Here is a 24,101-nt window from a genome sequence, read left to right on the forward strand (position 1 = left end):
TCACAGTGGCAGCGCTGCGCCAACCAGAAACAGGTGATCAATGGGGAGCGTCCACTGCCGCGTCGCCGCAGCAGCGAACCCGGGCCCCGTCACCAGGGCCCGGGGATAGCGTCACTTGTTCAGCTTGCTGAAGCTGGTCATCAGGTTGCGGTAGTCCGGGATGTGGTTGGAGAACAGCGTGCCCAACCCTTCGATGTCGTTGCGCCAGTCGCGATGCAGCTCGCAGGCCACGCCGAACCAGGTCATCAGCTGTGCGCCGGCAGCTTCCATGCGGCGCCAGGCCGAGTCACGGGTCAGTTCGTTGAAGGTGCCGGAGGCGTCGGTGACGACGAACACCTCGAAACCCTCCTCCAGTGCCGACAGCGCCGGGAAGGCCACGCACACCTCGGTGACCACGCCGGCGATGATCAGCTGTTTCTTGCCGGTGGCCTTCACCGCCTTGACGAAGTCTTCGTTGTCCCAGGCGTTGATGTTGCCCGGGCGGGCGATGTAGGGCGCCTCGGGGAACTGCTCCTTGAGCTCGGGCACCAGCGGCCCGTTGGGGCCGTTCTCGAAGCTGGTGGTGAGGATGGTCGGCAGCTTGAAGTACTTGGCCAGGTCCGACAGTGCCAGCACATTGTTCTTGAAGCGGTCCGGCTCGATGTCGCGCACCAGCGACAGCAGCCCGGTCTGGTGGTCGACCAGCAGGACTGCAGCGTCGTTCTTGTCCAGGCGCTTGTATTGGAATGCCATGGTGGATCTCCTTGCGTGGATTGCAGTGCGTGCATGAAGCGAAAGGTTCAGTTGCGTTGCGAATCGAGTAGCTCGTGTTCGGTGGCCACGGCCTGGGCCTTGGCATAGCTCTCGATCAGCAGCTGGTAATGCGGGAACACCGCGCTGTAGGCCTCGGCCCACTGGGCGGCATCGGGACGGTTCCAGGTACGCTGGACTTCGGAACAGACCGCCGCGGTATCCATGGGTACCACCCCGGCCTGGACCACCCGCGCCAAGGTCACTTCCTGGGCCATCTTGGAGTACGTGCCTGACGCGTCGATGACAGCGAACACCTGGTAACCGGCAGCCACTGCGCTGATGCTGGGGAAGGCCATGCACACGCTGGTGATGGTGCCGGCGATGATCAGTTGCTTGCGTCCGGTAGCCTTCACCGCAGCGACGAACTCGGGGTTGTCCCAGGCGTTGATCTCGCCCTTGCGCGCCACGTAGCGGGCATGAGGCGCAGCCTCGTGGATTTCCGGGATCAGCGGGCCGTTGGGGCCTTGGGGTACCGAGGCGGTGGTGATGACCGGGATCTTCGCCAGACTGGCGACCTTGGCCAGGGTGATGGCATTGGCCCGTAGCTCGGTCATGGGCATGTCCTTGACGGTCTGGAACAGGCCGCTCTGGTGGTCGATCAACAGCATCGCGACATTGTCGGGGTCGATCCGTGCGATCTGGCCGTCGAAGTTGGCTGCTTGCGAGATAGGGCTCATCGTTCTCTCCTCTCGTTTCGAGAACCGGCCGTCCTGGCCGTTGCGGTCGGGCGCGCCCCACAGGTTCCGTAGTGGGGATTATCAGAGTAGGCAACACTCACCAGGCCAGGCGACCGTCAGTCGGTAACCTCGGGGGAGTCGGTGGGTGTCGAGCTGAACCCGCGCGGGCCATGGCCGGGCGGGCGACAGCGCTAACGGTAGAGGCGAGAGACGGGGACCGGTAGGTCCATGGGTGAACCCTCAGCGTTGCACTGGAGGAACGATGCAGGCGCGCCATTGGTTCACGAAATCCTGAACTGATTATTTGTCCGCGCCGATTTGACGCCCCGCCCGCCCCCACCAGAATCGCTTCACCATAATCACAATAACCGTGAGGCCACTCCCGTGGACCATACCCTCCAGGTACGACAGGCCGCCGCCGACCTCGTCGCCGCCTTCGCCAGCAACGACACCGCCCGCTACTTCGCCTGCTTCAGCGAAGACGCCACGTTCCTTTTCCATACCTTGGCGCAGCCGCTGCTGTCGCGCCGCGCCTATGAAGCGCTGTGGGCCACCTGGCAGGCCGAAGGCTTCGCCGTGCTCGACTGCGTCTCCAGCAACGCCCAGGTGAGCCTGCAGGGCGACGTGGCGATCTTCCTCCACGACGTGGCCACGCGCCTGCGCATCGGCGGCGAGGAACTGGCCGTGAACGAGCGCGAGACCATCGTCTGGCGCCGCCATGGCGAACGCTGGCTGGCCTGTCACGAACACCTGTCGGTGGTATCCCCGAGCTGATTTCCCGCGGCCCTGCCGCACTGCCAACGCACCCACAACAAGGCCGCCCGACGGCCGACAACATTCGCGCTGGAGCACCACCATGAGCCACTCGAGCAGTATCGAGACCAATGGCGTCGAACAGATCCCCGACGATCAACGCGACGCCACCCCGCTGGACCTGTTCCGCCTGATCTTCGGCGGCGCCAACACTTTCGCCACCGCCGTGCTCGGCAGTTTCCCGGTGCTGTTCGGCCTGTCGTTCCAGGCCGGCGTCTGGGCGATCCTGCTAGGGGTCGGCGTGGGCGCGCTGATCCTCGCGCCCATGGGCCTGTTCGGCGCGCTCAACGGCACCAACAACGCGGTATCGTCTGGTGCGCACTTCGGCGTGCACGGGCGCATCGTCGGCTCGTTCCTGTCGCTGCTCACCGCCGTGGCGTTCTTCTCGCTGTCGGTGTGGAGCTCGGGCGACGCCCTGGTCGGCGGCGCCAAGCGCCTGGTGGGCCTGGCGGAAAGCGACCTGACCCTGGGCCTGGCCTACGGCCTGTTCGCCGTGCTGGTGCTGGTGGTGTGCATCTTCGGCTTCCGCTTCATGCTGTGGGTCAACAAGATCGCGGTGTGGGCCTCGAGCCTGCTGTTCCTGCTCGGCATCCTCGCCTTCGCCGGGCCGTTCGACGCAAGCTTCGCCGGCAGCGTCAACCTCGGCCAGCCAGGTTTCTGGGCGGCCTTCGTCGGCGCGGCGATCCTGGCCATGAGCAACCCGGTGTCGTTCGGCGCCTTCCTCGGCGACTGGTCGCGCTACATCCCCCGCGCCACGCCGAAGTCACGGATCATGCTGGCGGTGATCGCCGCCCAGGGCGCGACGTTGATTCCATTCCTGTTCGGCCTGTGCACCGCCACCCTGGTGGCCATCCAGGCACCGGACTACATCGCGGCGAACAACTACGTCGGCGGCCTGCTGGCGATCTCGCCGGGCTGGTTCTTCCTGCCGGTGTGCCTGATCGCGGTGATCGGCGGCATGTCCACCGGCACCACGGCGCTCTATGGCACCGGCCTGGACATGTCCAGCGTGTTCCCGCGCCTGCTCAGCCGCGCCGCCGCCACCTTGCTGATCGGCGTACTGGCGATCGGCTTCATCTTCGTCGGCCGCTTCACCTTCAACCTGGTGCAGAGCGTGTCGACCTTCGCCGTGCTGATCATCACCTGCACCAGCCCGTGGATGGTGATCATGATCCTCGGCCTGATCACCCGCCGCGGCTTCTACCACGCCGACGACCTGCAAGTGTTCACCCGCGGCCAGCGCGGCGGCCACTACTGGTTCGAGCATGGCTGGAACTGGCGCGGCATGGGCGCCTGGATCCCCAGCGCCGCCATCGGCCTGTGCTTCGTCAACCTGCCGGGGCAGTTCGTCGGCCCACTGGGCGAACTGGCCGGCGGCATCGACCTGAGCCTGCCGGTGACCCTTGGCATCGCCGGTGTGCTGTACCTGATCCTGCTCAACCTGTTCCCCGAACCTGCTGGAGTGTATGGCCCGCTGGGCCCGCGCTGGGTCCGTTGCGCCAGCACGCCCATCCAACCCGTGACCACCGCCGAAATGGCCTGACTGGAACCTGCTCATGACCACTGCTCACTACATCGACGGCCGCTGGGTCGAAGGCCAGGGCAACGACTGCATCGTTGTCCACAACCCTGCCGACGGCCGGCCATTCGCCGAGTTGCTGGCCGCCAGCACCGTCCAGGTCGACCAGGCCGTGGCCACGGCCCGTCGCGCCCTGCCGTCCTGGGCCCGTGTCTCGCCCGGCACTCGGGCCGCTTACCTGCGCGGATTCGCCGAACAGCTCGGCCAGCGCCGCGACGCACTGATCGCCCTGCAGATGCGCAACAACGGCAAGCCGCGCCACGAGGCCGAGATCGACCTGGACGACGCCATCGCCACCTTCGCCTACTACGCCGAACTGGCCGAGCAGTTGCCGGCCCAGAACCGCGACGTGCCCCTGGCCGTGCCAGGCTTCACTGCCCGGACCCGCCTGGAGCCGGTGGGCGTGGTCGGCCTGATCGTACCGTGGAACTTCCCGCTGGTGACCAGTGCCTGGAAACTCGCCCCGGCCCTGGCCGCCGGCTGCACGGTGGTGCTCAAGCCCTCGGAAGTGACCCCGCTGATCGAGCAGGCCTACGGCCAGATCGCCGATACCCTCGGCCTGCCGGCCGGGGTGCTGAACATCGTCAACGGCAAGGCCGAGACCGGCGCTGCGCTGAGCAATCACAACGGCCTGGACAAGCTGTCGTTCACCGGCAGCAACAACGTCGGCAGCCAGGTGATGCGCAGCGCCTCGACACTGTGCCGGCCGGTGACCCTGGAACTGGGCGGCAAGTCGGCGATCGTGGTATTCGACGACTGCGACCCGGACCAGGCGGTGGAGTGGATCGTCGCCGGTATCACCTGGAACGCCGGGCAGATGTGCTCGGCCACCTCGCGCCTGCTGGTGCAGGACGGCATTGCCGACGCACTGCTGCCGCGCCTGCAGGTGGCCTTGGAAAAGCTGCGGGTGGGCAGCCCGCTGACCGAGGACGTCGACATGGGGCCGCTGACCAGCCAGGCGCAATGGTTGAAAGTCGCCAGCTACTTCGCCACGGCCCGTGAGGAAGGCTTGCAGTGCCTGACCGGCGGCAAGGCCCTGGACCGCGATGGCTGGTTCGTCAACCCGACGCTGTATGCCGATGTACCGAAGGACAGCCGCCTGTGGAGCGAGGAAATCTTCGGCCCGGTGCTGTGCGCGCGTCGCTTCGCCAGCGAGGCAGAGGCCATTGCCGAGGCCAACGACAGTCGCTTCGGGCTGGTCGCCACGGTCTGCTCCGCCGATCTGGAGCGCGCCGAGCGCGTGGCTGATGCGCTGGAAGTCGGGCATGTGTGGATCAACTCGGTGCAGGCGGTGTTCGTCGAGACCTCGTGGGGCGGGACCAAGGGCAGCGGGATCGGGCGGGAACTTGGGCCCTGGGGGTTGGCGGGGTATCAGTCGGTGAAGCATGTGACGCGGTGTCTGGGGTGATTGGGGATCATTCCTTTCGCCGCTCTCGGGGGGGGCTGGTAGGGGTTCGCCGAGGCTTTTGCAGTGCCTGTGGGATCGAGCGCCGCCCGCGCGGCGCATCGCTGGCTGGCGCCAGCTCCCACATTTGTTTCGGGCCAGTCTCTTCTGTGCCATCACCTGGTCCGCCTTGTTGGCTCGACGAAACAGATGTGGGGGCTGATGCCAGCCAGCGAAGCGATTTCGACTGTGGGAGCTGGCGCCAGCCAGCGAGGCGATTTCGGCTGTGGGAGCTGGCGCCAGCCAGCGAGGCGCCGCGCGGGCGGCGCTCGGTCTCACAGCCGCTGAAAGAGCCTGCCTATCCAATGAGTTGCCTGGCACTATGCCGGCTCGCCAGGCCTCCCACTCTCCTGCAACAACACCATGCTCTGCGGCGACGACAGCGCGATACCCTCATCACGCAAGCGGCCAAGGATAGTGAACAGCAGGTCGCTACGGGTACTCGACACCTGCCGTGGCGAACCCACATAGCCACTCACGCCGATCACCATGCCACTGGCGGTCAGGTCCTTGAAACTCACGGAACTGGCCGGCGCATCGAGGATGTTGTCGTGTTCCTTGTACGCCGCCAACAGCACCTCGCGCACTCGGCTGGCATCGGTCTCCAGGGGCAGGGTCAGGGTGATGCCAACCACGCCCAGGGCGTTGGCCATGGTCACGTTGCGCACATTCTGGGAGATGAACTGCGAATTCGGCACGATCACCGTCGAGCGGTCGGACATCTGGATTTCGGTAGCCCGTACGTTGATTCGCCGGATATCCCCCTCGACCCCGGCCAGGCTGACCCAGTCGCCAACCTTGACCGGACGCTCGGTGAGCAGGATCAAGCCGGAAATGAAGTTCTGCACGATCTGCTGCAGGCCGAAACCGATACCCACCGACAGCGCACTGACCACCCAGGTCAGGCTGGTCAGGTTGATGTGCAGGGTCGACATCACCAGCATGGCCAGGAATATGAACCCGAGGTAACCGACCAGGGTCACCAGCGAGGCGCGCATGCCGGCATCCATGTCGGTCTCCGGCAGCAGGCGCTCGCTCAGCCAGCGCTTGACCACTCGGATGGCGAACCAGCCACCGATGAACATCGCCACCGCCACGAGGATGTCCTGGGGCACGATATTGAGGTTGCCGAGTACCTTGCCGCCACTGCCGTCCCAGTCCGCCAGGCTCAGCAGCAGCTCGCCCGGGCTGGTGCCCGACGGCATGAAGATCAGCAGCGCGGCGCCGAACAGCAACAGGGTGCGGCCGATGCCGGCGAGGATGGTGCTGGCCTGCGCCTGGTGGCGCTGCTGCAGGCCCAAGGCCGAGGCCAGTGCCAGGCCACCGGGCTGGCGCGGCGACAGCAGGGTCTCGCAGAGATCGCCGAAGAAGGTGACCAGCAGGTAGGCGCAGGTGATGACCATGCTCACCCACAGCAGCTTGGCGGTGAGGAAGTAGGACAAGGTGAGATAGCCCGCAAGCAGCGTCAGCAGGATCAGCCCCACCCACACCACGATCACGAACGGAATCAGGCCGGCCAGCCCCCCGGGGCGCTCCAGCTCATGCTTGCGCAGGGTACGGCGATAGCGCACCAGCGCAGCGACGAACAGCAGCGACACCACCAGGGCGATCACGCCGTTGGTGGCCAGGGTCAGCGCCAGGCTGGTGCCGATCACGCTGTTGATACGCTCCTGGGTCAGCAGCACCATCAGCACCAGCGCCAGCGCCTTGGGGAACCAGCCCAGGGCGCTGGCAACTTCATCAGGAATGGCCGGCAGGCGCCAGGACGGGCGCTGCAGCATCAGCATCGCGCGGCCCAGCCCAGAAATGAAGGCACTGAGCACCACCAGGGCCAGTACATGGTTGGTCAGGCTGGCGATGTCCGAGCCCAGTTCGGCGGTACTCTCCAACCCCAGGCGTACCAGCGACACGGAACCGGCAATGGTGCCCAGGGTGGCCAGGCTGACGCTCAGGGCCAGAGCGCTGCGGCGCAGCCGGCCCTCGGGTAGCCAGCGCACCATGGCATCGGCAAGCAGGCGTTCGAGCACGCGCCGTACCAGGGTCCAGACCAGCACCGCGGCTACCAGGGCAGTGAGGAACCACCAACGGTGCTCGGCGCCGAGGGCACTGGACAGTGCAGCCGACGCCTCGCGGCGCAACTCGCTCAGACGCGCCACGTCTTCGTCGGTGGGGCGGATCAGGCTCGACCAGAACGCAGGGCTCAACGGACTGGCAGCACGGCTGGTGATCTGCGAGTTGAACAGGCTGCGGCGCAGGTTGACGATTTGCGTGGACAGATCGCGAGCCGATTGAGTCAGCTCGGCCGCCTCCTTCTGCTCGGCGAGCACCGTGTTCTTTTCATCGCTGAGCTGCTGACGCTGGCGCGTCAGGCTTTCGGCCTCGTCCGGCTGCACCGGGCCGAACACCTTGAGCTGATCGTCCAGCCGTTCGACATCGGCGGCGCGCTGGGTCGCCAGCACATCGGCCTGGCGCTGCACCTGCAGAGCCGACTGACGCAGTTGCGCGAGCAGGTCGTCATTGGCATTGGCGGTAACGCCCTGGCGGATCTGGTCGAGATGCGCGCTCAACTGCTCCAGGCTGGCGTCTTCATCCAGCACCTGTTGCTCGGCCACCGCCAGACGCGATACCGGCGCGACAGGCGCAGCCCAGGCCGGTACGGCCACCCACAGCAACAGGGCCAGAATCCCCGCGTAAAATCGGTCAAGGCTGACACGCCTCATCGAATGTTCCTCTATACAACTCGACAGGGCGGAAATTCTACGCGTTCCTCGACGTCAGGAGGGCGCCGTTTCTCGGGCCAGCAACTGGCGCTTGCGCTCCACGCCCCAGCGGTAACCGCTGAGATCACCGTCGCGACGTACCACCCGGTGGCAGGGGATGGCCACCGCCAGGCTGTTGGCCGCGCAGGCCTGGGCCACGGCGCGCACGGCCCTGGGCGCGCCGATGCGCTCGGCGATGTCGGTGTAGCTGACCCGGCTGCCGGCCGGCACTTCGCGCAAGGCCTGCCAGACCCGCTCCTGGAACGCCGTGCCCTGCACATCCAGCGGCAACGCCAGGCCCAGCGCCGGGGCCTCGACGAAACCGATCACCTCGGCGACCAGGCGTTCGAAACCGGCGTCACCGCCGATCAGGTGGGCCTTGGGGAATTTGTCCTGCAAGTCCTGCAACAACGGCTCGGGCTCGTCGCCCAGCAGGATGGCGCAGATGCCTCGTTCGCTCTGCGCCACCAGGATTGCCCCCAGCGAACATTGGGCCAGAGCGAAGCGGATGGTCGCCCCCTGGCCTCCGGCGCGGTACTCCCGCGGACGCATGCCCAGGCGCGCATCAGCGCTCTCGTAGAAACGGCTGTTGGAGTTGTAGCCCGCCTCGTAGATCGCCTCGGTAACGCTGGTGCCGGTATCCAACTGCTCACGCAGGCGCCGGGCACGATAGGCCGAGGCATAGGCCTTGGGCGTGAGGCCGGTCTCGGCCTTGAACAGGCGATGCAGGTGGAACGGGCTGACATTCAGCTCGGCGCCCAGTTGGTCGAGGTTTGCCACACTGTCACTGGCCTCGATCAGGCGACAGGCACGGGCCACCAGCTCGATGCGCCGAGTGCCCTGTCTGGCCCCGCAACGCTTGCAGGCGCGATAACCGGCCGCTTCGGCAGCGGCGCTATCGCTGAAGAATTCGACGTTCTCGCGCTTGGCCAGGCGCGACGTACAGGCGGGCTGACAGTACACGCCGGTGGTGCGCACGGCATAGACGAAATGGCCAGTGGCGGCCTGGTCGCGAGCCTGCACGGCGTGCCAGCGCTCGGCGTCGGTGGTGTAGTTCGGGGCGGTGTTCATGGGCCTCTCCTGAAGTTCGCTGTGATCAGCCTGGCAGGGCTGGCGCCGTGCAGAACTCCGAATCTTGCGTTGTTTTCAACGACCTCATCGCGGGGCAAGCCCGCTTCCACGAATGCCCCGGTATCAGGGGCTGTCACGCCCGCCACAGATACCAGGCAGCCACCGTCCGGTAGGGGCTCCAGGCCATCCCCAGCGTGCGCATCTGTCCGGGTGTCGGGGCTTTATCCAGCCCTTTGAGGCGTCGATAGCCTTCACGTACGCCAAAATCATCCACCGGCAGGATATCCGAACGTTCAAGGCTGTAGATCAACAGCATCTCCACCGTCCAGCGCCCTACCCCGCGCAAGGCCACCAGCCGCGCCACCAACGCTTCGTCGTCCAGCGCCAGGGCCTGCGCTCGGCTGGGCACGCTGCCTTCGAGGGTGGCCTGGGCGATACCGTACAACGTTGTTGTCTTGCTTGCGGAAAACCCACAGGCGCGCATCGTTTCCGGCGTTATCGCCAGCAACTGTGCTGGCGTGGGAAATGCCGCCCCGGGAAACAACGCCAGCAACCGGCCGAGAATCGCCTCGGCCGCCCGGGCATGCAGCTGCTGGTAGGCAATCGCCCGCACCAGGGCCTCGTAGGGCTCTCGCTCCGGCGTGGCACGGTGCAGGCAGGGACCAGTCGCGGCGATGTGCCGCGCCCAGTCAGGGTCCTGAGCACCGAGATGCTCGCAGGCATCGGCAAAGGCGTCGGGCGAGAGGTCGGCAAGGATCATCGGCGGGGCTCGGAGGCGATACAGCCTTCCATCCTAGACCAGCCGTCGACCGGCGAAACCCCGAATCTTGCGCCGACCGTCAGTCGGCCACCGCGCGCAACTGTCCGGCCCGGCGGTATGCCTGGCGGGCGAAGCAGACGAACAACCCGGCCATCAGCGCCAGCGCCATCGGCAGGCCATGGGGCGCCACGTTCATCGCCGCGCCGCTGAGCAGCGGCCCGACCAGGCTACCGACACCCCACAGCAGGCCGACGCTGGCGTTGGCGGTGACCAGGTCCTGCCCCTTGAAGCGCTGGCCGATCAGCACCAGCGCCAGGGTATAGATGCCACCAGCCACCGCGCCCAGCACGACCAGCAGTGGCCACAGCAGCCAGGTCATCTGCAACAGCCAGGGCAAGGCAATACCGATGGCCATCGCCACCAGGCCACAGACCAGGTGCAACCCGGTACGCTCGACCCGGTCGGCGAGCCAGCCCAGGGGCAGCTGGAAAAGCATGTCGCCGGCGAACACCACGGTGACCATCAGTGCCGCCACCCCCACGGCGAAACCATGGCTGGTGGCATAGACCGGCAGCAGCGACAACACCACCGCATCGAAGAACGAGAAGAACAACACCGCCACGCACAGTGCCGGTGCCACGCGGAAGAAACCGGCCAGACCGAAGCTCTTGGCGTCCTCTTCATGCGCGACATGGTCGTTCGGCACGGTGAACAGGATGCACAGCAGGGCCAGGCCGTAGCAGGCGGTGACCACGCCGGTCAGCCATGGGCTGTCGGCGCCGAGCAGCGCCAGCAAGGCCGGGCCGAGCACCTGGAAACCGGTGAAGCTGGTGGCGTACAAGGCCATGATCTTGCCGCGGTTATGCTCCGGGCACAGCTCGTTGACCCACGATTCGCCGAGGATGATCGCGATGCCCATGCCGATGCCAAGGCCCAGGCGCAGCAGGGCCAGCCACAGCATCGAGTCGAACGCCCACTCCAGCAAGGCGATGCTCAGGGTGCACAGGCTGAAGCTGAGCAGGTAGATGACCCGGCGGGTCAGGTGGCGACAGCAGGCATCGACCATGAACGCCGAAAGCATCATCCCCGCAGCCGGAATCGCCGAGATGACGCCGATTTCCAAGGTGCCCGCGCCTGCTTCATGCAGACGCAACGACACCAGCGGCAGGCTCGCCCCGAGGCTGAAACCCACCACCGAAACGGCGAACAGCAGGCCCACCAGCAAACGCATGTTCATGTACCACTCCTTGCAAGCCGGCGTACGGGGGCTCTGGCCCTGGCCGACGGGAAAATCCACTGAAAGATGATCGAACGCAGGCGCCCGCGCTCACGCCGCGAAGGCGCAGGAAGCAGGGACGCGAATCAGTTCAGGGCAAGGTGTGGCGAGAAGGTGAAGGCGAACAGCACGCTGCGCCGACGCTTGAGCACCGTGTCGCTCGGCCATGCGCGGCGCGCTGTCGGGGCGACAGGCTGGCGAGGGGAGCGGTAGACATCGGTACGGCGCATCACGTGAACTACGCAGGTCGAAGAATGGAGGCGGCACTCTAGGTCAGGGGGGACGTTACGTCAATCGCGGGGCCAGCCCGCTCCCACGTGACCTGCTGCAGGACCTTGTGGGAACGAGCCTGGTACAGGCTGCATGGGAACTGGCCCGGTACAGCCTGCGTGGTGCCGCTCAACGTTTACCGGTGGACGGCAGCAACACCGCCAGCAGGCCGAACAGCGGCAGGTACGAGCACACCCCATAGACGAACTCGATCCCGCGCAGGTCCGCCACATACCCCAGCAGCGCCGCGCCGATACCGCCGAAGCCGAACATCAGGCCGAAGAAGATCCCGGCGATCATCCCCACGTTGCCAGGCACCAGTTCCTGGGCGTACACCACGATGGCCGAGAACGCCGACGCCAGGATAAAGCCGATCACCACGCTGAGCACGGTGGTCCAGAACAGGTCGGCATACGGCAGCGCCAGCGTGAACGGTGCCACGCCCAGGATGGAGAACCAGATCACCGCCTTGCGCCCGATCCGGTCGCCGATCGGCCCGCCGAAGAAGGTCCCGGCCGCCACCGCGCCGAGGAACAGGAACAGATGCAACTGCGAACTGGCCACCGACAGCTGGAACTTCTCGATCAGGTAGAACGTGAAATAGCTGGTGAAGCTGGCCATGTAGAAGTACTTGGAAAATACCAGCAGCCCCAGCACCACCAGCGCCAGGATCACCCGCCGACGTGGGATGCCGTGGGTGGCCTGCACCGCCTTGCGCGCCTTGGCCTGGGTGAGGTGCTCCTTGTACCAGCGGCGCAGCATCAGGGTCACGGCGAGGAAAAACAGCCCGGCAACGCCGAACCAGGCCACGTGGCTCTGGCCGAACGGGATGACGATGGCCGCCGCTAGCAGGGGCCCGAAGGCCGAACCGGCATTGCCCCCGACCTGGAAGGTCGACTGGGCCAGGCCGAAACGCCCGCCCGAAGCCAGCCGGGCGATCCGCGACGTTTCCGGATGGAAGGTCGACGAGCCGATCCCCACCAGCGCCGAGGCCAGCAGGATCATCGGGAAACTGCCGACGAACGCCAGCATGACGATGCCCACCAGGGTGCACAGCGTGCCCACCGGCAGCAGGTTCGGCGTCGGCCGTTTGTCGGTGAAGAAGCCGACCCACGGTTGCAGCAGCGAGGCGGTGACCTGGAAGGTCAGGGTGATCAGGCCGATCTGGGCGAAACTCAAGTCGTAGTTGGCCTTGAGCATCGGGTAGATCGCCGGCAGCACCGACTGGATCAGGTCGTTGATCAGGTGCGCCAGGGCGCAGAAACCGATGATGCGCATCACCAGCGGCGTCGCCTGGCTTGTCGGGCTGCTGGCGCTGGAAGGCTGGGTGCTGCTGGTGGCCATGGGCTGGGTATCCGTCCGCGGGGTTGGGATCCGATTATCGTGAAACAAATAGATACGAAGCTACCTTTTTATTTGGCCGCGAACGCCCACCTGCACACGCCCCGCTGCGAGCAGCAGATCGCCACCGCTTACTTGCAAATGGTTCTCAATATAATTAGCATCTTTGCACGCCATCCCCGTAAACACTGGGCGAAACCGCCCATCCCTTGCGAGCAGACCGATCCAATGAGCCCGATGCCCGCACCACGCACGCCTGCCGATCCCGAACAGGAAGCCCTCGACTGGTTCACGTGCCTGCGTCAGCCCGGTTGCGACGAAGCCTTGCGCCAGCGCTTCGCGACCTGGTGCCAGGACCCGCTCAATGCCCGTGCCTATGCCCAGCTCGAAGCGTACTGGCAGCAACTGCAGCGCCCTGCCCCACGACCTCGTCCACGGTTGCTCCACGTCCATCGCAGCCCTGTCGGCCTATGGCTGGCGGCCTTGTTCCTGCTGCTGGCGGGCGCCCTGGCCTGGCTCTACTGGCCACTGGCGCAGCGCCTGGCCAGCGAACTGCACACCGACGCCGGTGAACGGCGCAGCGTCCGCCTGGCCGATGGCTCGGTCCTGCACCTGGACAGCGCCAGCGCCCTGAATGTCGATCTGCGCGGCCGTACCCGGGTACTGAACCTGGTGCAAGGGCAGGTCTACCTGGAGGTGGCGCTCGACGGCCGTGCCCTGGAGGTTCGCCTCGACGACACCCGCATCCAGGTGTACGGCACCCGCCTGCAGATCACCCGGCATGGCGGGCATGACGAACTCCGAGTGCTCAATGGCAAGGCAGCGGTGGTTCAGGGGGACGACCAGCGCCTGGTCGGCGCCGGCGAACGGGTGACCTTCAGCGATACGCACATCGGCCCGGTGGAAAAGGCTGACGACAAGGACGCCGGTGCCTGGCGCAGAGGCCGACTCAACGCCAGGAACATGCCTCTGGTCGAGGTGCTGGAGCGCCTGGCGGCTTATCGCGGCCAACAGCTCTGGCTGCTCGACGAGCAGGCCGCTCAGCGGCGCGTGGAGGCTGATTTCGACCTGGACCACCCGGAACAGAGCCTGGCCAGGCTGGCAGCCGATCAGCGACTGCAGTTGTACAGCCTGCCCGGAGCCTGGCTGATCGCCCGCTGAAGTGGTCTTTCTGGCTAAGTTTTTGAAAGGTTGGAAATTTTTTTTGAATCGGGTGTTGACAGGTTGGCGATTCGAGCTAATAATGCGCGCCAAGTTGGCTACATAGCTCAGTTGGTTAGAGCATAGCATTCATAATGCTGGGGTCCGGGGTTCAAGTCCCTGTGTAGCCACCACCTTCTAAAAGGGCTTATCGAAAGATAAGCCCTTTTTCTTTGCCCTCAAGAAAGTGCGCCTAGCGCACACCTGCCACCACGACCGCCAGGCCCAGGCCGATCAAGGCCACGCCGATGACCCGGTCGACCAACCGCTGCCTTTCGATCATCGCCCTGCGCAACCCGGCGCTGGAAAAGAACACGGCGACCAGGCTGAACCAGGCCCAGTGGGCGAAGGACATGAACGCGCCATAGGCGAAGTCCAGGGCCAACGCACTGCCTGGCTGCACCACCTGGGTGTAGGCGCTGACCACGAAGAGCATGGTCTTGGGATTCAGGGCATTGGTCAGGAAGCCGGTACGCAAGGCCCGGAACACACCACCCCGATCCCCCACCGGCAAGTCGTCGAGCACGATTCGCGTGGTGTTGGTCAATGACTTGTAGCCCAGATAGACCAGATAGCCCGCGCCCACCACCTTCATCGCCAGGAACAGCACCGGGCTCTGGCTGATGATCAGCGCGATGCCGAGCACGGTGTACAGCACATGGACCTGCACGCCCAGAGCGATGCCCACCGCCGCCGCCAGCCCGGCCCGGCGCCCCTGTGCATAACTGCTGCGAGTGACCATGGCGAAGTCGGCTCCGGGGCTGATGACAGCCAGGAGGGTGAACAGGGCGACGGCGATAAGTTCGGGCATTGCGTTGATCCTCGATGCAGATTCACGAAAGCCCGCAGTATCGAGGGTCACCGACTGGCTAAAAATCGATTTATCGTGAAGCAGATCTGCTAGTTTTCATCACATATTCCTGATCTGTCCGGCCAGCACATGAAACTCCCCCCACTCTCCGCCCTGCGCTACTTCGACATTGCCGCCCGTAGCGAAAGCTTCGTGCGCGCCGCCGAACAGTTGCATGTCACCCATGGCGCCGTCAGCCGCCAGGTCCGCCTGCTCGAGGAGAGCCTTGGATTAGAACTGTTCGAGCGCCGTAACCGAGCCGTCTTCCTGAACGCCGCCGGCCGCGAACTGCATGCCACTACCCGTGCGTTGTTCGAACAGCTCGAAAGCACGGTGCAACGCCTGCAGCAGCAACCAGCGGACAACGTGCTGGTGCTCTCCTGCGAACCCACCATCGCCATGCGCTGGCTGATCCCGCGGCTACCACGCCTGCAGGCGGCCCATCCCGAACTGCAACTGCACCTGGTAGCCGCAGGCGGCCCGGTGGATTTCGCCCGCGGCGGCATCGACCTGGCCCTGCGACGCGACGATTTCCACTGGGACCGGCAACTGCACAGCCACAGGATCTGCGACGAGTGGATCGGCCCGGTCAGCGCGCCAGGCGAGCGCGACCAGCGCCTGCTGCACAGCGCCACGCGCCCGGACGCCTGGGCGACCTGGCAACGCCTGGGCGGCCCGGTCATCGGCAACGGCCTGCGCAGCGACTTCGAGCATTTCTACCTGTCGATCCAAGCCGCCAGCGCCGGGCTGGGCCTGGCCATGGCCTCGGCGCTGATGGTCCGCGACGAACTGGACAGCGGCCAGCTACAGGCACCGAACGGCTTCCTGCGCGATGGCTCCGGCTACTACCTGCTCAGCCCGCAGCCTTTGGACGACGGCGGCAAGCGCCAACGCTTCGCCGAATGGGTCAGCGGCGAATGCCGAGCCTGCCTGGCTCACCTGGGCTTGCTGCAGAACGACGAGCCGGGCCTGCCGTCACCGCCCCAGGTGCGATAACCGGCGGTATCGATATGGATCCGACCTGACGGATAGCGCCCCAGGCCCATGCCCCAGGCCTCGCCATGCTCCTGCCAGAACTGACACAACGGGTTGGGGTCGGCCCAGGGCGGCAGCAGCAGGTCGACGGCGAACGCACGCATGTGCGCACTGCTCGGCGCGCCGCCGGCACAGGCATTCAGGCGTGGATCGCGATACCCCGACACCACCTCGAACTGGCGCAGGATGCCCTGCTCATCCAGCGCCTTGAGCAGCGACAAGGTCGAGCGCACCGCCGGCCAGTGGCTGGCGGGCGGTACCGCGAACGGCGAGGCGCGACACAGGCGCCAGTCCGACGCCGAGCGCAGCAACTGATGGATCGGCACCACGCCGTACAGGCGCGCCTCCACCAGCATTTCCCGAAATGGCCGGGTCTGATGATCCCCCGCCCACTGGGCGAACATCCACACATCACGCTCATCCGCCCTGGCCAGTCCACTGCCCAGAAAGAGGATGGCCAGTAGCCACAACTTGCCGCTTTTCATTCCCCCACCTCTTCATCCACCATGAATCGCGCCCGCCATCCCGGCAGGCGCTGACAAGGAGTTAAGCATGCACAAGATTGCTCTACCGGGCCTGGCCGCACTGGCCTTCAGCGGCCTGGTCATGGCCGACGCGCAGATCGACCTGGGCGACACCCAGCGCGTCACCCGCCTGTTCGCCTACCCCAACAACTGCAATGTCATCTGCTACCGCGACTGGAGCCTGGAACAGACCGTCGCGCATTACCTGTCGCAAAGCGTGCAGCGCGACGGCTATGCCAGCGCCAAGGTGACCGTGAGCCGCGAGCACGACAGGCTGCGCGCGCACATCAGTGGCGTGCCAAGCAGCTACACCGAGCCGCTGCGCAAGCTGCTCGACAGCGGCGAGCTGGCCTACCAGGGCGCCAGCCGCCTCAACCAGAAGGGCGGCTGGGACTACAGCTGGTACCTGTTCCTGCCCCTGGGGATGGCCCTGGAAAACCGCCGCAGCATCGAGCTGCTGCACTTCCCGCCGGACTATTCGCTGACCCGCTACCAGGATTACCTGAAGTCCAACACCACCGACCGCTGGGCCGAGCTGCTGACGTTCAACGGCATCCCGGCCACCCAGACCCCGGCCTACCAGACCATCGTCGACATCGCCCCGATCGCCGCGCCGTCTGCCGCAGGCAAGGACCTGGAAGGGGTCTACCCGTACTTCAACGACTATCAGGTGCGCATGGTCAAGGAAGTCGCCCTGACCCACAACGGCAAGGGCGCGCTGCCGATGGTGGCCTTCGGTGCGCCGGTACGCGCCTGGATCCAGCAACAATACGGGCCGAAGGTGGATGTACTGGGACTGGTCAGCATCAGCCCCGAGGCGAACAGTGCCAAGGTGCCGGTACTTGGCGCCAACCACCCGAGCGCCATCTGGTACGCCGCCGACCCGAAAAGCTACGACGGCGACCAGGACAAGGCCGACGCCGCCGGCCTGAAGATGATGGGGCAGGACCTTTCCGCCGCCTGCTGGCAGGCCGGCATGGGGAGCAACCCGCAAGCCGACGCCAAGCTCACCCTGGATGCCTGCAGCAGCAAATGGCAGGTGACGCAGAAGAAACAGACCTGCGAGCTGTTCTATCGCACGATCCGCAACATGACCCCGGAACAGGCAGCGGCCAAGTGCAATACCGGGCCGGTGACGCGCAGCCTGCGCGACTTGCGCAAACCGCTGGAAACGCAAGGGTTGGACCAGACGCTTTGAGGGTAGGGGGCGCGCTGCGCGCCCCTTTCGCGACACGAGGCCGCTCCTGCAAGCGCTGCCAATCTGGCAGATCAGTCTTCCAGCAGGGTGCAGGCCATCACCAGCGCATCCTCGCGCCCACCCGCCAGCGGATAGTAATCGCGGCGCCGGCCTACTTCATTGAAGCCATAGCGCTCATACAGGCGATAGGCCGACTGGTTGCTGGCACGCACCTCGAGAAAGCACTCCCGCCCATTGAGCCGGTAGGCCCGCGCCATCAAGTGCTCGAGCAGGCGCAGGCCCAGGCCGCGCCCCTGGTTCTCCGGCTTGACGGTGATGTTGAGCAGGTGCGCCTCGTCGATGATCACGTTGATCACGCCGTGGCCAACCTGCTGCTGGCCATCGAACATCAGCCACACTTCGTACGACTTCAACGCATCCTGGAAAATGCCGCGCGTCCAGGGATGGCTGAACGCGGCGTATTCGATCTTCAGCAAGGCATCCAGATCCGCCTCGGTGGCCGGGCGGAAACTGATCGAGTCACTCATTCAACGCTCTTCCAGCGCGCCATCAGCTGGCGCATCGCTTTCCAGACGTCCGCCTTGCGCTGCGGCTCGTCCATCAACAGTTCAAGGCCGGGCAAGGCCCAGGCATCGCCGAGCAGATCGACCTTGAGTTCTTGGTAGTACGCCTCGGCATCGGCCTGGCCGGCAAAGCGCACGGCGGGCAGGCCGATCAGCCACAGGCAGGTGCAGGGTGCCTCCTCCAGGCGGGCGGCAATGAAACCCTGGACGAAGTCGCGGGCGGCTTCCGGGCCCTGGTCGAGGGTGCCGCGCAGCAGCAACGGCCAGCGCACCGGCTCGCCGATGATCTGTGGCGCATCCGGCAGGCCGGCGGCGCGCAGCATGTCCTTGAGCAGCAGGTAGGACGGGTCGCGGCTCTGGAACGGCTGGCCGGTGGCCAGCTCCACCAGCAGCAGGCAACTGCCGGCACGCAGCAGCTGCAGGGCGAAGCGTGGTGGCGGCACCTTGACCGGGCGCGGCTCGGGGGCGGTTTCCTCGGTCTCGACGGGCTTGGCGACAGGCTTGGCCATGCTGCCTGGGCGCGGGATCTCGATCTTCGGCCGCTCCGCCCGCGCCTGGGGCGCCACTGGCGCCGCGCCGGGCGCTGGCGGAGCGGCCGGCGTCGGGCTCGCCTCGAAGTCGAGCGCCTCGACCGGCGCCACCGGCAGCAGCAACTCCGGACGCGACGGCGCCGCGAACGGCAGTTCGGCGCGCGGCAGCCAGTGCACCACTTGCATGGCGGACAGGTAGGCGCGGCGGCGGGACTCGATCAGCAAGGCACGGGTATCCGGAGGTAGGCGAAACAGTCGGGCATTCTAACGCCGTTGCCCGTGATGCGCCGCAACAGATTGTCGGCCGTCATGGCACAAGCCCGTTGCCACGGCGACAGGGCATTGCCCAACGGTACTCGCACGGCCGATGAGAATCGGTGAATCCCCCCGGATTCCTAAGGGTTATCCCCATAACGGACCAAGGGGTGAAATCCTCCCCCCCGGATGCAGTACAATCGCCCCTTTTATTTGGCAACGAGTCGACCCGCCAATGATCGAACCCAAGCGCGTCCTGCGTGCCCTAGCCGAACACTGGGCCTTGATCGAGCCGCTGTGCGAGCGCTTCGACCAGGGCACCCTGAGCCTGGTCGAGCTGCGTCAGCAGCTGGCCCGCCAGCAGGTGGAAAGCACCCCGCAGGACATCACCCAGCTGCTCGACGTATGGATCCGCCTGGACATCCTGGTCCCGGTGGCCAAGAGCCCGAACCGCTTCGAACTCAACGCGCAGATCCACGACTTCCTCGCCTACCTGCGCCGCGAGCACCGCCTGGGCCTGTGCCTGGAGATCGAGGCCTACCTGCGCCACCTCGAGCGCCTGGCCGGGCATATCCAGGACGCCTTCGACAACCGCGACAGCGACGACCTGGCGCGCCAGTTGCGCCTGCTCGACATGCGCGTGCGCGACGTGCTGAAGAAGCTCGACAACGACGAGCAAGCGCTGGTGGCCGTGGCCGAGCGAGCCAAGACCAGCAACCGGCAGATCCCCCTGCGCCAGCGCTATGCCGAGGTCCTGGCGACCTGGGACGAATACGTCGAGCCGATGATCCAGCTGGTCAACGCCGACGGCGCCTTCGAGCAGGGCGTGCGCAAGGTCGAGACCGTGCTGCTGCGCCTGCTGGGCGAGCAGGCGCGCCTGGGCCACCTGGTCGACGACGACATGCTGCTGCGCACCCACGCGCGCATCCTCGAGATGCAGACCAGCGCCCAGCTGACCCTGCGCCATGCCCGCGAGCTGCTGCTGCCGCTGCGCGAGGAAGCGCGCCGGCACAACGCCGTGACCCGCGGCGCGGCGCTGGCCCTGTCGGTGATCCGCAAGAAGGGCATCGACGCCGTGCCGCAGGCGGCCATGCCGCTGTTCACCCGGCCGCAGAGCACCTTCCTCGGCAGCGCCAGCCAGGTCGAGGCCTATGTCTATGCCCTCGCCCGCTTCGAGCCCAAGCCTGCGCGCTTCCCCAAGGCGCACAAGACCCACAAAGGCCCGATCCCGCGCGCGCCGCGCACAGTCAAGGAGATGCTCGAGCGCTGCGAGGACGCCCTGCCGCTGCCGGACCTGATGGTCTGGCTGCTGGAGCAGGAGCCCGAAGGCGCCACCGACGAGCTGCTGTACTGGTTCTCGCGCCTGTCGCGGGAAAAGCGCTTCAGCCGCCAGCGCCTCGACCGCCAGCAATACACCACCCGCGAACACCTGGTCAGCCTGCGCTCCTTCGCCCTGACCTCCAGCCGCGAAGCCAAGCCGGCCACCACGACCGAATCCACCGCGAGCCCCGCCCATGCATCTTGATCTTTCCGAACTGTCCCAGCTCGCGCCGATCTTCCGCGAGCTGTTCAAGGGCTTCCACGTCAGCCGCCGCGACCCGGAGCTGTACGCCCAGCTGTCGAACTTCCAGGACCAGTACCGCACGCTGTTCAAGGCCCTGGGCTTCGAGCTGGTCTGCGACACCCGCGGTTTCTACTACTTCGTCCCCGAGCAGGCCGCCGCGCAGGTCAACAAGACTGCCCAGCGCCTGTCGCTGTTCACCTTCATTCTGGTCGAGCACCTGGCCGACCAGGGCCGCGACCCGATGGCCGTGCTCGACGGCGGCAGCATCGGCCGCGACGAACTGCCCTCGCTGCTGGACAAGTACCGCGACCTGTTCCTGCAGGCCGAGGTGCAAACGGTCGAGGAGCTGGAAGAAAAGATCCTGCGCCGCATGACCCAACTCGGCTTCGCCCTCGAAGAAGGCGGCATCTACCGCTTCCTGCCGCCGATGCACCGCTTCCTCGACGTGTGCCTGTCGGTCCAGCAGGACCGCGACCTCGCCGCCACTCTGCACAGTGACCTGCCGCTGCCGGTCCCGGTACTGGTCGAGGAAGAGACCCCCGAACAACTCCACCGCACCGACGACCCACTCGACCTCACCCCGTTCGACGCCGAGGAGAGCGAGGAAGATGCCCTGGCCCGGGCGATTCGCGAAGAGCAACAGGAGATTGACGCATGAGCCAGGAACGCTACGGCATCCGCCGCTTCGCACTGCTCAACACTGCCGGCTACAGCCTCGGCCTGTTCCCCCTGGAACACCCGCTGTCGGTCTATGGTGCCAACAACCTGGGTAAGTCGGCGTCGATCAACGCCTTGCAGTTCCCGATCCTGGCGCGCATGTCCGACATGAGTTTCGGCAAGTACAGCCTGGAACAGTCGCGTCGCTTCTATTTCGCCAGCGACACCAGCTACATCCTCTGCGAGCTGAACCTGCCCCACGGCCCGCACGTGATCGGCGTGGTCGGTCGTGGCCCGGGCGGCGGCTTCGGCCACCAGTTCTTCGCCTACCAGGGCGAGCTGGACCTGGCTCACTACCAGAAGGACGACACCTGCCTGCGCCAGAAGGAGCTGTTCACCAACCTCGAGCGCCATGGCCTGAAGGCCTACGAGCTCAAGCCGGACGAACTGCGCCGGCTGCTGGTCGGTGGCCACACCTCGGTACCGCTTGACCTCACCCTGATCCCGCTGCGCTCCACCAGCGAACAGAGCCTGAAGACTTTCCGCGCACTGTTCATCAACCTGCTGCACATGCGCGAAATCACCGCAGCCAAGCTCAAGCAGCTGTTCCTCGACGCCTTCGAGCACAGCCTGCGCTCGGGCAGCGTCGACTACATCGCCGCCTGCGAAGAAGCCTTCCGCGACGTGCGCCGCATGGAACAGGACTACAACGCCCTGGTCTCCGCCGGCCCACTGGTCGAAGCCCTGGCCGGCGGCGTGGCCCAGCGCGACATCCTGCGCGGCAAGCTGCACCGCATCTCGCCCCTGCTCGACAACCTGCTGGGCACCTGGCAGGAATACGCCATGGCACGCAAGGAAGAGCTGGTCATCCAGTCCGAGCACTATCGCGGCGAGCAGGACCGCCTGCAGAACGACCAGCGCGGCGGCACCCAGGAACTGATGCGCCTGGAGCGTGAAATCACCGGTATCCAGCGCTGGCTGGGCGAACTGTCCGTGCTCAAGCACCGCTTCGCCCTGGTCGACGACGTCAAAGTCCTGGAGCAGCAACTGCTGGCAGCCAAGGACGCCCACGACGAACTGGCAGGTGCCCTGGCCCAGTCGCGCCAGTTCTCCGCCGAAGACCTCGACGAGCGCGTGCGCGACCTCGAGAAACGCGTCAAGGCAGTCAAGCAGCAGCTCGACCACGCCGACAACAACAGCTACGCCCGCCTGCGCGAAGAGTTCTCGCAGCAGGACGTCGATCGCCTGATGCGCCTGTTCAACGGTGCACTGTTCAGCCTGCCGCTGGGCGAGCGCGGCATCGAGCTGGACGAGAGCGATATCTGGGTCAAGACCCTCGAAGGCGTGCTCGACCGCTTCAAGGGCGAGCGCTTCGAAGTGCCGGGCCTGTCCATCGACATCTCGCACATCGACCCGCCGGCCCTGCAGGCCCTGGCCGACCGCGCCGCCCTGCGCGACCAGAAGGAGCGCCTGGAAAAAGAGCTCAAGCAGCTCAAGACCCAGCAGGCCGTGGCCCTCGACCGCGCCGCCAGCAAGGCGCAGACCGAAGCGCTGTACCAGCAGGTGCTCGATGCGCAGAAGGCGCTGGAAGACTACCGCCGCACCGAGACACTGAGCGCCGAGGAGCCGGAAAAGCTGGAACAGCTTGGCCAGCTGGAGGCCGCCCAGGACGAGCTCAAGCGCTCCAGCGACGCGTTCACCGAGCGCGTCCAGCAACTGTCGGCCAAGTTGCAACTGGTGGGCCGGCAGATTGCCGACCTGGAAGCCAAGCAGCGCACCCTGGAGGACGCCCTGCGCCGTCGCCAACTGCTGCCGGCCGACCTGCCGTTCGGCACACCATTCATGGAAGCCATCGACGACTCCATGGACAACCTGCTGCCACTGCTCAACGACTACCAGGACAGCTGGCAGGCCCTGCAGCGCGTGGATAACCAGATCGAGGCGCTGTACGCCCAGGTGCGCCTGAAGGGCGTGGCCAAGTTCGACAGCGAAGACGATATGGAACGTCGCCTGCAACTGCTGATCAACGCCTACTCGCACCGCACCGAAGAAGCGCTGACCCTGGCCAAGGCCCGCCGCGCGGCAGTCACCGACATCGCCCGGACCCTGCGCAACATCCGCAGCGACTATGACAGCCTCGAGCACCAGTTGGCCCTGTTCAACCGCGAGATCAACAAGCGCCAGGTATCCAACCTGGAAAGCTTCCGCGTGGTCCTGGCGCCGAACAAGGAAGCGCTCAAGCACATCGACCAGATCATCCACAGCGCCGGCCAATACGAGGAAGGCGAGACCCTGTCGGTGTTCGACCTGACCCAGAGCGCCGAGCAGGACCACAAGAACGAAGAGGCCAAGGAGTACCTGGCGCGACTGGTGGCGGCCAACCACAACCAGCTGGGCCTGAAGGACCTGTTCGAGCTGGCCTTCGAGATCACCAAGATCAACGGCCAGCCGGTGATCCACGCCGACATCGACGGCGCGGCGTCCAACGGCACCACCATGACCATCAAGGCGCTGACCAACATGTACCTGTTGCTGCACCTGATGGACCGCGACCTGGCCGGACGCATCCGCCTGCCGTACTACCTCGACGAGGCGGCCGACATCGACGAACGCAACCAGGCAGCGTTGCTGGAGACCAGCCAGCAGCTGGGCTTCGTACCGATCCTGGCGAGCGTGAAGCCGCAGGTGTCGGCGCGGGTGGCGATCGACCTGGAAGGTGGTAGCGGACCGAACGGCATCTACATCGACGAGGCGGACTGGAAGTACATCAGCCGCCTGGACGAGGTGAAGGCCATCGTGCGTGAGGATGAGGCCGAAGAGCTGGCCTGAAGTAGCCGGGGCCGCTGTGCGGCCCTTCGCTGGCTATCGCCAGCTCCCACAAGCATTCATTTGCCTGGAGGCATGGGATCTGGCCTGAGGTAGCCGGGGCCGCTGTGCGGCCCT

The 24,101-nt window shown here is 66.1% G+C and carries 21 protein-coding genes and 1 tRNA gene; 10 read left to right on the forward strand and 12 right to left on the reverse strand.

What is annotated here, in order from left to right; all coding sequences use genetic code 11:
* Window positions 1-111: 111 nt before the first annotated feature.
* Window positions 112-732 (reverse strand): isochorismate family cysteine hydrolase YcaC, encoded by a 621-nt coding sequence (gene ycaC / locus F3J43_RS20465; protein WP_166891099.1) that lies wholly within the window; start codon window positions 730-732, stop codon window positions 112-114.
* A gap of 47 nt (window positions 733-779) precedes the next feature.
* Complete coding sequence (locus F3J43_RS20470; protein ID WP_166891338.1) at window positions 780-1,460, reverse strand: hydrolase; 681 nt, start codon at window positions 1,458-1,460, stop codon at window positions 780-782.
* 393 nt (window positions 1,461-1,853) lie between these two features.
* Between F3J43_RS20470 and F3J43_RS20475 the strand changes: the two genes are divergently transcribed.
* The 3 genes from F3J43_RS20475 to F3J43_RS20485 all read left to right on the forward strand — a co-directional run bounded on the left by F3J43_RS20475 (window position 1,854) and on the right by F3J43_RS20485 (window position 5,269).
* Complete coding sequence (locus F3J43_RS20475) at window positions 1,854-2,243, forward strand: YybH family protein (RefSeq protein ID WP_166891102.1); 390 nt, start codon at window positions 1,854-1,856, stop codon at window positions 2,241-2,243.
* 82 nt (window positions 2,244-2,325) lie between these two features.
* Window positions 2,326-3,825 carry a purine-cytosine permease family protein gene (locus tag F3J43_RS20480; RefSeq protein ID WP_166891105.1) on the forward strand — a complete coding sequence of 500 codons (1,500 nt, stop codon included), beginning with the start codon at window positions 2,326-2,328 and terminating at the stop codon, window positions 3,823-3,825.
* Window positions 3,826-3,838: 13 nt separating this feature from the next.
* Window positions 3,839-5,269 carry an aldehyde dehydrogenase family protein gene (locus F3J43_RS20485; protein WP_166891108.1) on the forward strand — a complete coding sequence of 477 codons (1,431 nt, stop codon included), beginning with the start codon at window positions 3,839-3,841 and terminating at the stop codon, window positions 5,267-5,269.
* Between the two features lie 356 nt (window positions 5,270-5,625).
* Here the strand turns inward: F3J43_RS20485 and F3J43_RS20490 are convergent, their stop codons facing one another.
* The 6 genes from F3J43_RS20490 to F3J43_RS20515 form a co-directional block, all read right to left on the reverse strand.
* A complete protein-coding gene (locus F3J43_RS20490) occupies window positions 5,626-8,025 on the reverse strand; it encodes a DUF3772 domain-containing protein (RefSeq protein ID WP_166891111.1) in 2,400 nt (799 codons plus the stop codon).
* 54 nt (window positions 8,026-8,079) lie between these two features.
* Complete coding sequence (gene ada / locus F3J43_RS20495; RefSeq protein ID WP_166891114.1) at window positions 8,080-9,135, reverse strand: bifunctional DNA-binding transcriptional regulator/O6-methylguanine-DNA methyltransferase Ada; 1,056 nt, start codon at window positions 9,133-9,135, stop codon at window positions 8,080-8,082.
* A 133-nt stretch (window positions 9,136-9,268) separates the two neighbouring features.
* Window positions 9,269-9,895, reverse strand: a complete 627-nt coding sequence (locus F3J43_RS20500; RefSeq protein ID WP_166891117.1) for a DNA-3-methyladenine glycosylase family protein — start codon at window positions 9,893-9,895, stop codon at window positions 9,269-9,271.
* Between the two features lie 79 nt (window positions 9,896-9,974).
* Complete coding sequence (locus F3J43_RS20505) at window positions 9,975-11,132, reverse strand: MFS transporter (protein WP_166891120.1); 1,158 nt, start codon at window positions 11,130-11,132, stop codon at window positions 9,975-9,977.
* Between the two features lie 125 nt (window positions 11,133-11,257).
* A complete protein-coding gene (locus F3J43_RS20510; RefSeq protein ID WP_166891123.1) occupies window positions 11,258-11,401 on the reverse strand; it encodes a hypothetical protein in 144 nt (47 codons plus the stop codon).
* Between the two features lie 169 nt (window positions 11,402-11,570).
* Window positions 11,571-12,785 carry an MFS transporter gene (locus tag F3J43_RS20515; RefSeq protein WP_166891126.1) on the reverse strand — a complete coding sequence of 405 codons (1,215 nt, stop codon included), beginning with the start codon at window positions 12,783-12,785 and terminating at the stop codon, window positions 11,571-11,573.
* A gap of 234 nt (window positions 12,786-13,019) precedes the next feature.
* On the opposite strand from F3J43_RS20515, the gene F3J43_RS20520 reads away from it, so the two are divergent.
* Both F3J43_RS20520 and F3J43_RS20525 read left to right on the forward strand, forming a co-directional pair.
* Entirely contained in the window at window positions 13,020-13,943 is a 924-nt protein-coding gene (locus F3J43_RS20520; protein WP_205298002.1) for a FecR family protein, read from the forward strand.
* Window positions 13,944-14,039: 96 nt separating this feature from the next.
* Window positions 14,040-14,116, forward strand: a tRNA-Met gene (locus tag F3J43_RS20525).
* Between the two features lie 59 nt (window positions 14,117-14,175).
* Here the strand turns inward: F3J43_RS20525 and F3J43_RS20530 are convergent.
* Entirely contained in the window at window positions 14,176-14,793 is a 618-nt protein-coding gene (locus F3J43_RS20530; RefSeq protein WP_166891135.1) for a LysE family translocator, read from the reverse strand.
* A 129-nt stretch (window positions 14,794-14,922) separates the two neighbouring features.
* Between F3J43_RS20530 and F3J43_RS20535 the strand changes: the two genes are divergently transcribed.
* Entirely contained in the window at window positions 14,923-15,828 is a 906-nt protein-coding gene (locus tag F3J43_RS20535; RefSeq protein ID WP_166891138.1) for a LysR substrate-binding domain-containing protein, read from the forward strand.
* Here F3J43_RS20535 and F3J43_RS20540 read toward each other — a convergent pair.
* A complete protein-coding gene (locus F3J43_RS20540; RefSeq protein WP_166891141.1) occupies window positions 15,768-16,352 on the reverse strand; it encodes a YcbK family protein in 585 nt (194 codons plus the stop codon). The two genes, F3J43_RS20535 and F3J43_RS20540, sit on opposite strands and share 61 nt — an antisense overlap.
* 67 nt (window positions 16,353-16,419) lie before the next feature.
* Here F3J43_RS20540 and F3J43_RS20545 point away from each other — a divergent pair, with 67 nt between their 5' ends.
* Window positions 16,420-17,589 (forward strand): hypothetical protein, encoded by a 1,170-nt coding sequence (locus F3J43_RS20545; RefSeq protein WP_166891144.1) that lies wholly within the window; start codon window positions 16,420-16,422, stop codon window positions 17,587-17,589.
* Between the two features lie 71 nt (window positions 17,590-17,660).
* Here F3J43_RS20545 and rimI read toward each other — a convergent pair whose 3' ends face one another.
* Window positions 17,661-18,116, reverse strand: a complete 456-nt coding sequence (gene rimI / locus F3J43_RS20550; protein ID WP_166891147.1) for a ribosomal protein S18-alanine N-acetyltransferase — start codon at window positions 18,114-18,116, stop codon at window positions 17,661-17,663.
* A complete protein-coding gene (locus F3J43_RS20555; protein ID WP_166891150.1) occupies window positions 18,113-18,907 on the reverse strand; it encodes an energy transducer TonB in 795 nt (264 codons plus the stop codon). The genes rimI and F3J43_RS20555 overlap by 4 nt, the downstream gene beginning before the upstream one ends.
* Before the next feature lie 265 nt (window positions 18,908-19,172).
* Between F3J43_RS20555 and mksB the strand changes: the two genes are divergently transcribed.
* From mksB to mksF, 3 genes are read left to right on the forward strand one after another with little or no spacing between them, the layout of a single operon-like run.
* Window positions 19,173-20,462, forward strand: coding sequence for an Mks condensin complex protein MksB (gene mksB, locus F3J43_RS20560; RefSeq protein ID WP_166891153.1), 1,290 nt, complete (start codon window positions 19,173-19,175; stop codon window positions 20,460-20,462).
* The gene (gene mksE / locus F3J43_RS20565) at window positions 20,452-21,159 is read left to right on the forward strand and encodes an Mks condensin complex protein MksE (protein ID WP_166891156.1); all 708 of its coding nucleotides are present in this window, start codon (window positions 20,452-20,454) and stop codon (window positions 21,157-21,159) included. Before mksB ends, mksE begins: the two co-directional genes overlap by 11 nt.
* Window positions 21,156-23,987, forward strand: a complete 2,832-nt coding sequence (gene mksF, locus F3J43_RS20570) for an Mks condensin complex protein MksF (protein ID WP_166891159.1) — start codon at window positions 21,156-21,158, stop codon at window positions 23,985-23,987. Before mksE ends, mksF begins: the two co-directional genes overlap by 4 nt.
* Window positions 23,988-24,101 lie beyond the last annotated feature (114 nt).

Origin of the sequence: Pantoea sp. Cy-639, assembly GCF_011752525.1 — a bacterium.
Classification (GTDB): Bacteria; Pseudomonadota; Gammaproteobacteria; order Pseudomonadales; family Pseudomonadaceae; genus Aquipseudomonas.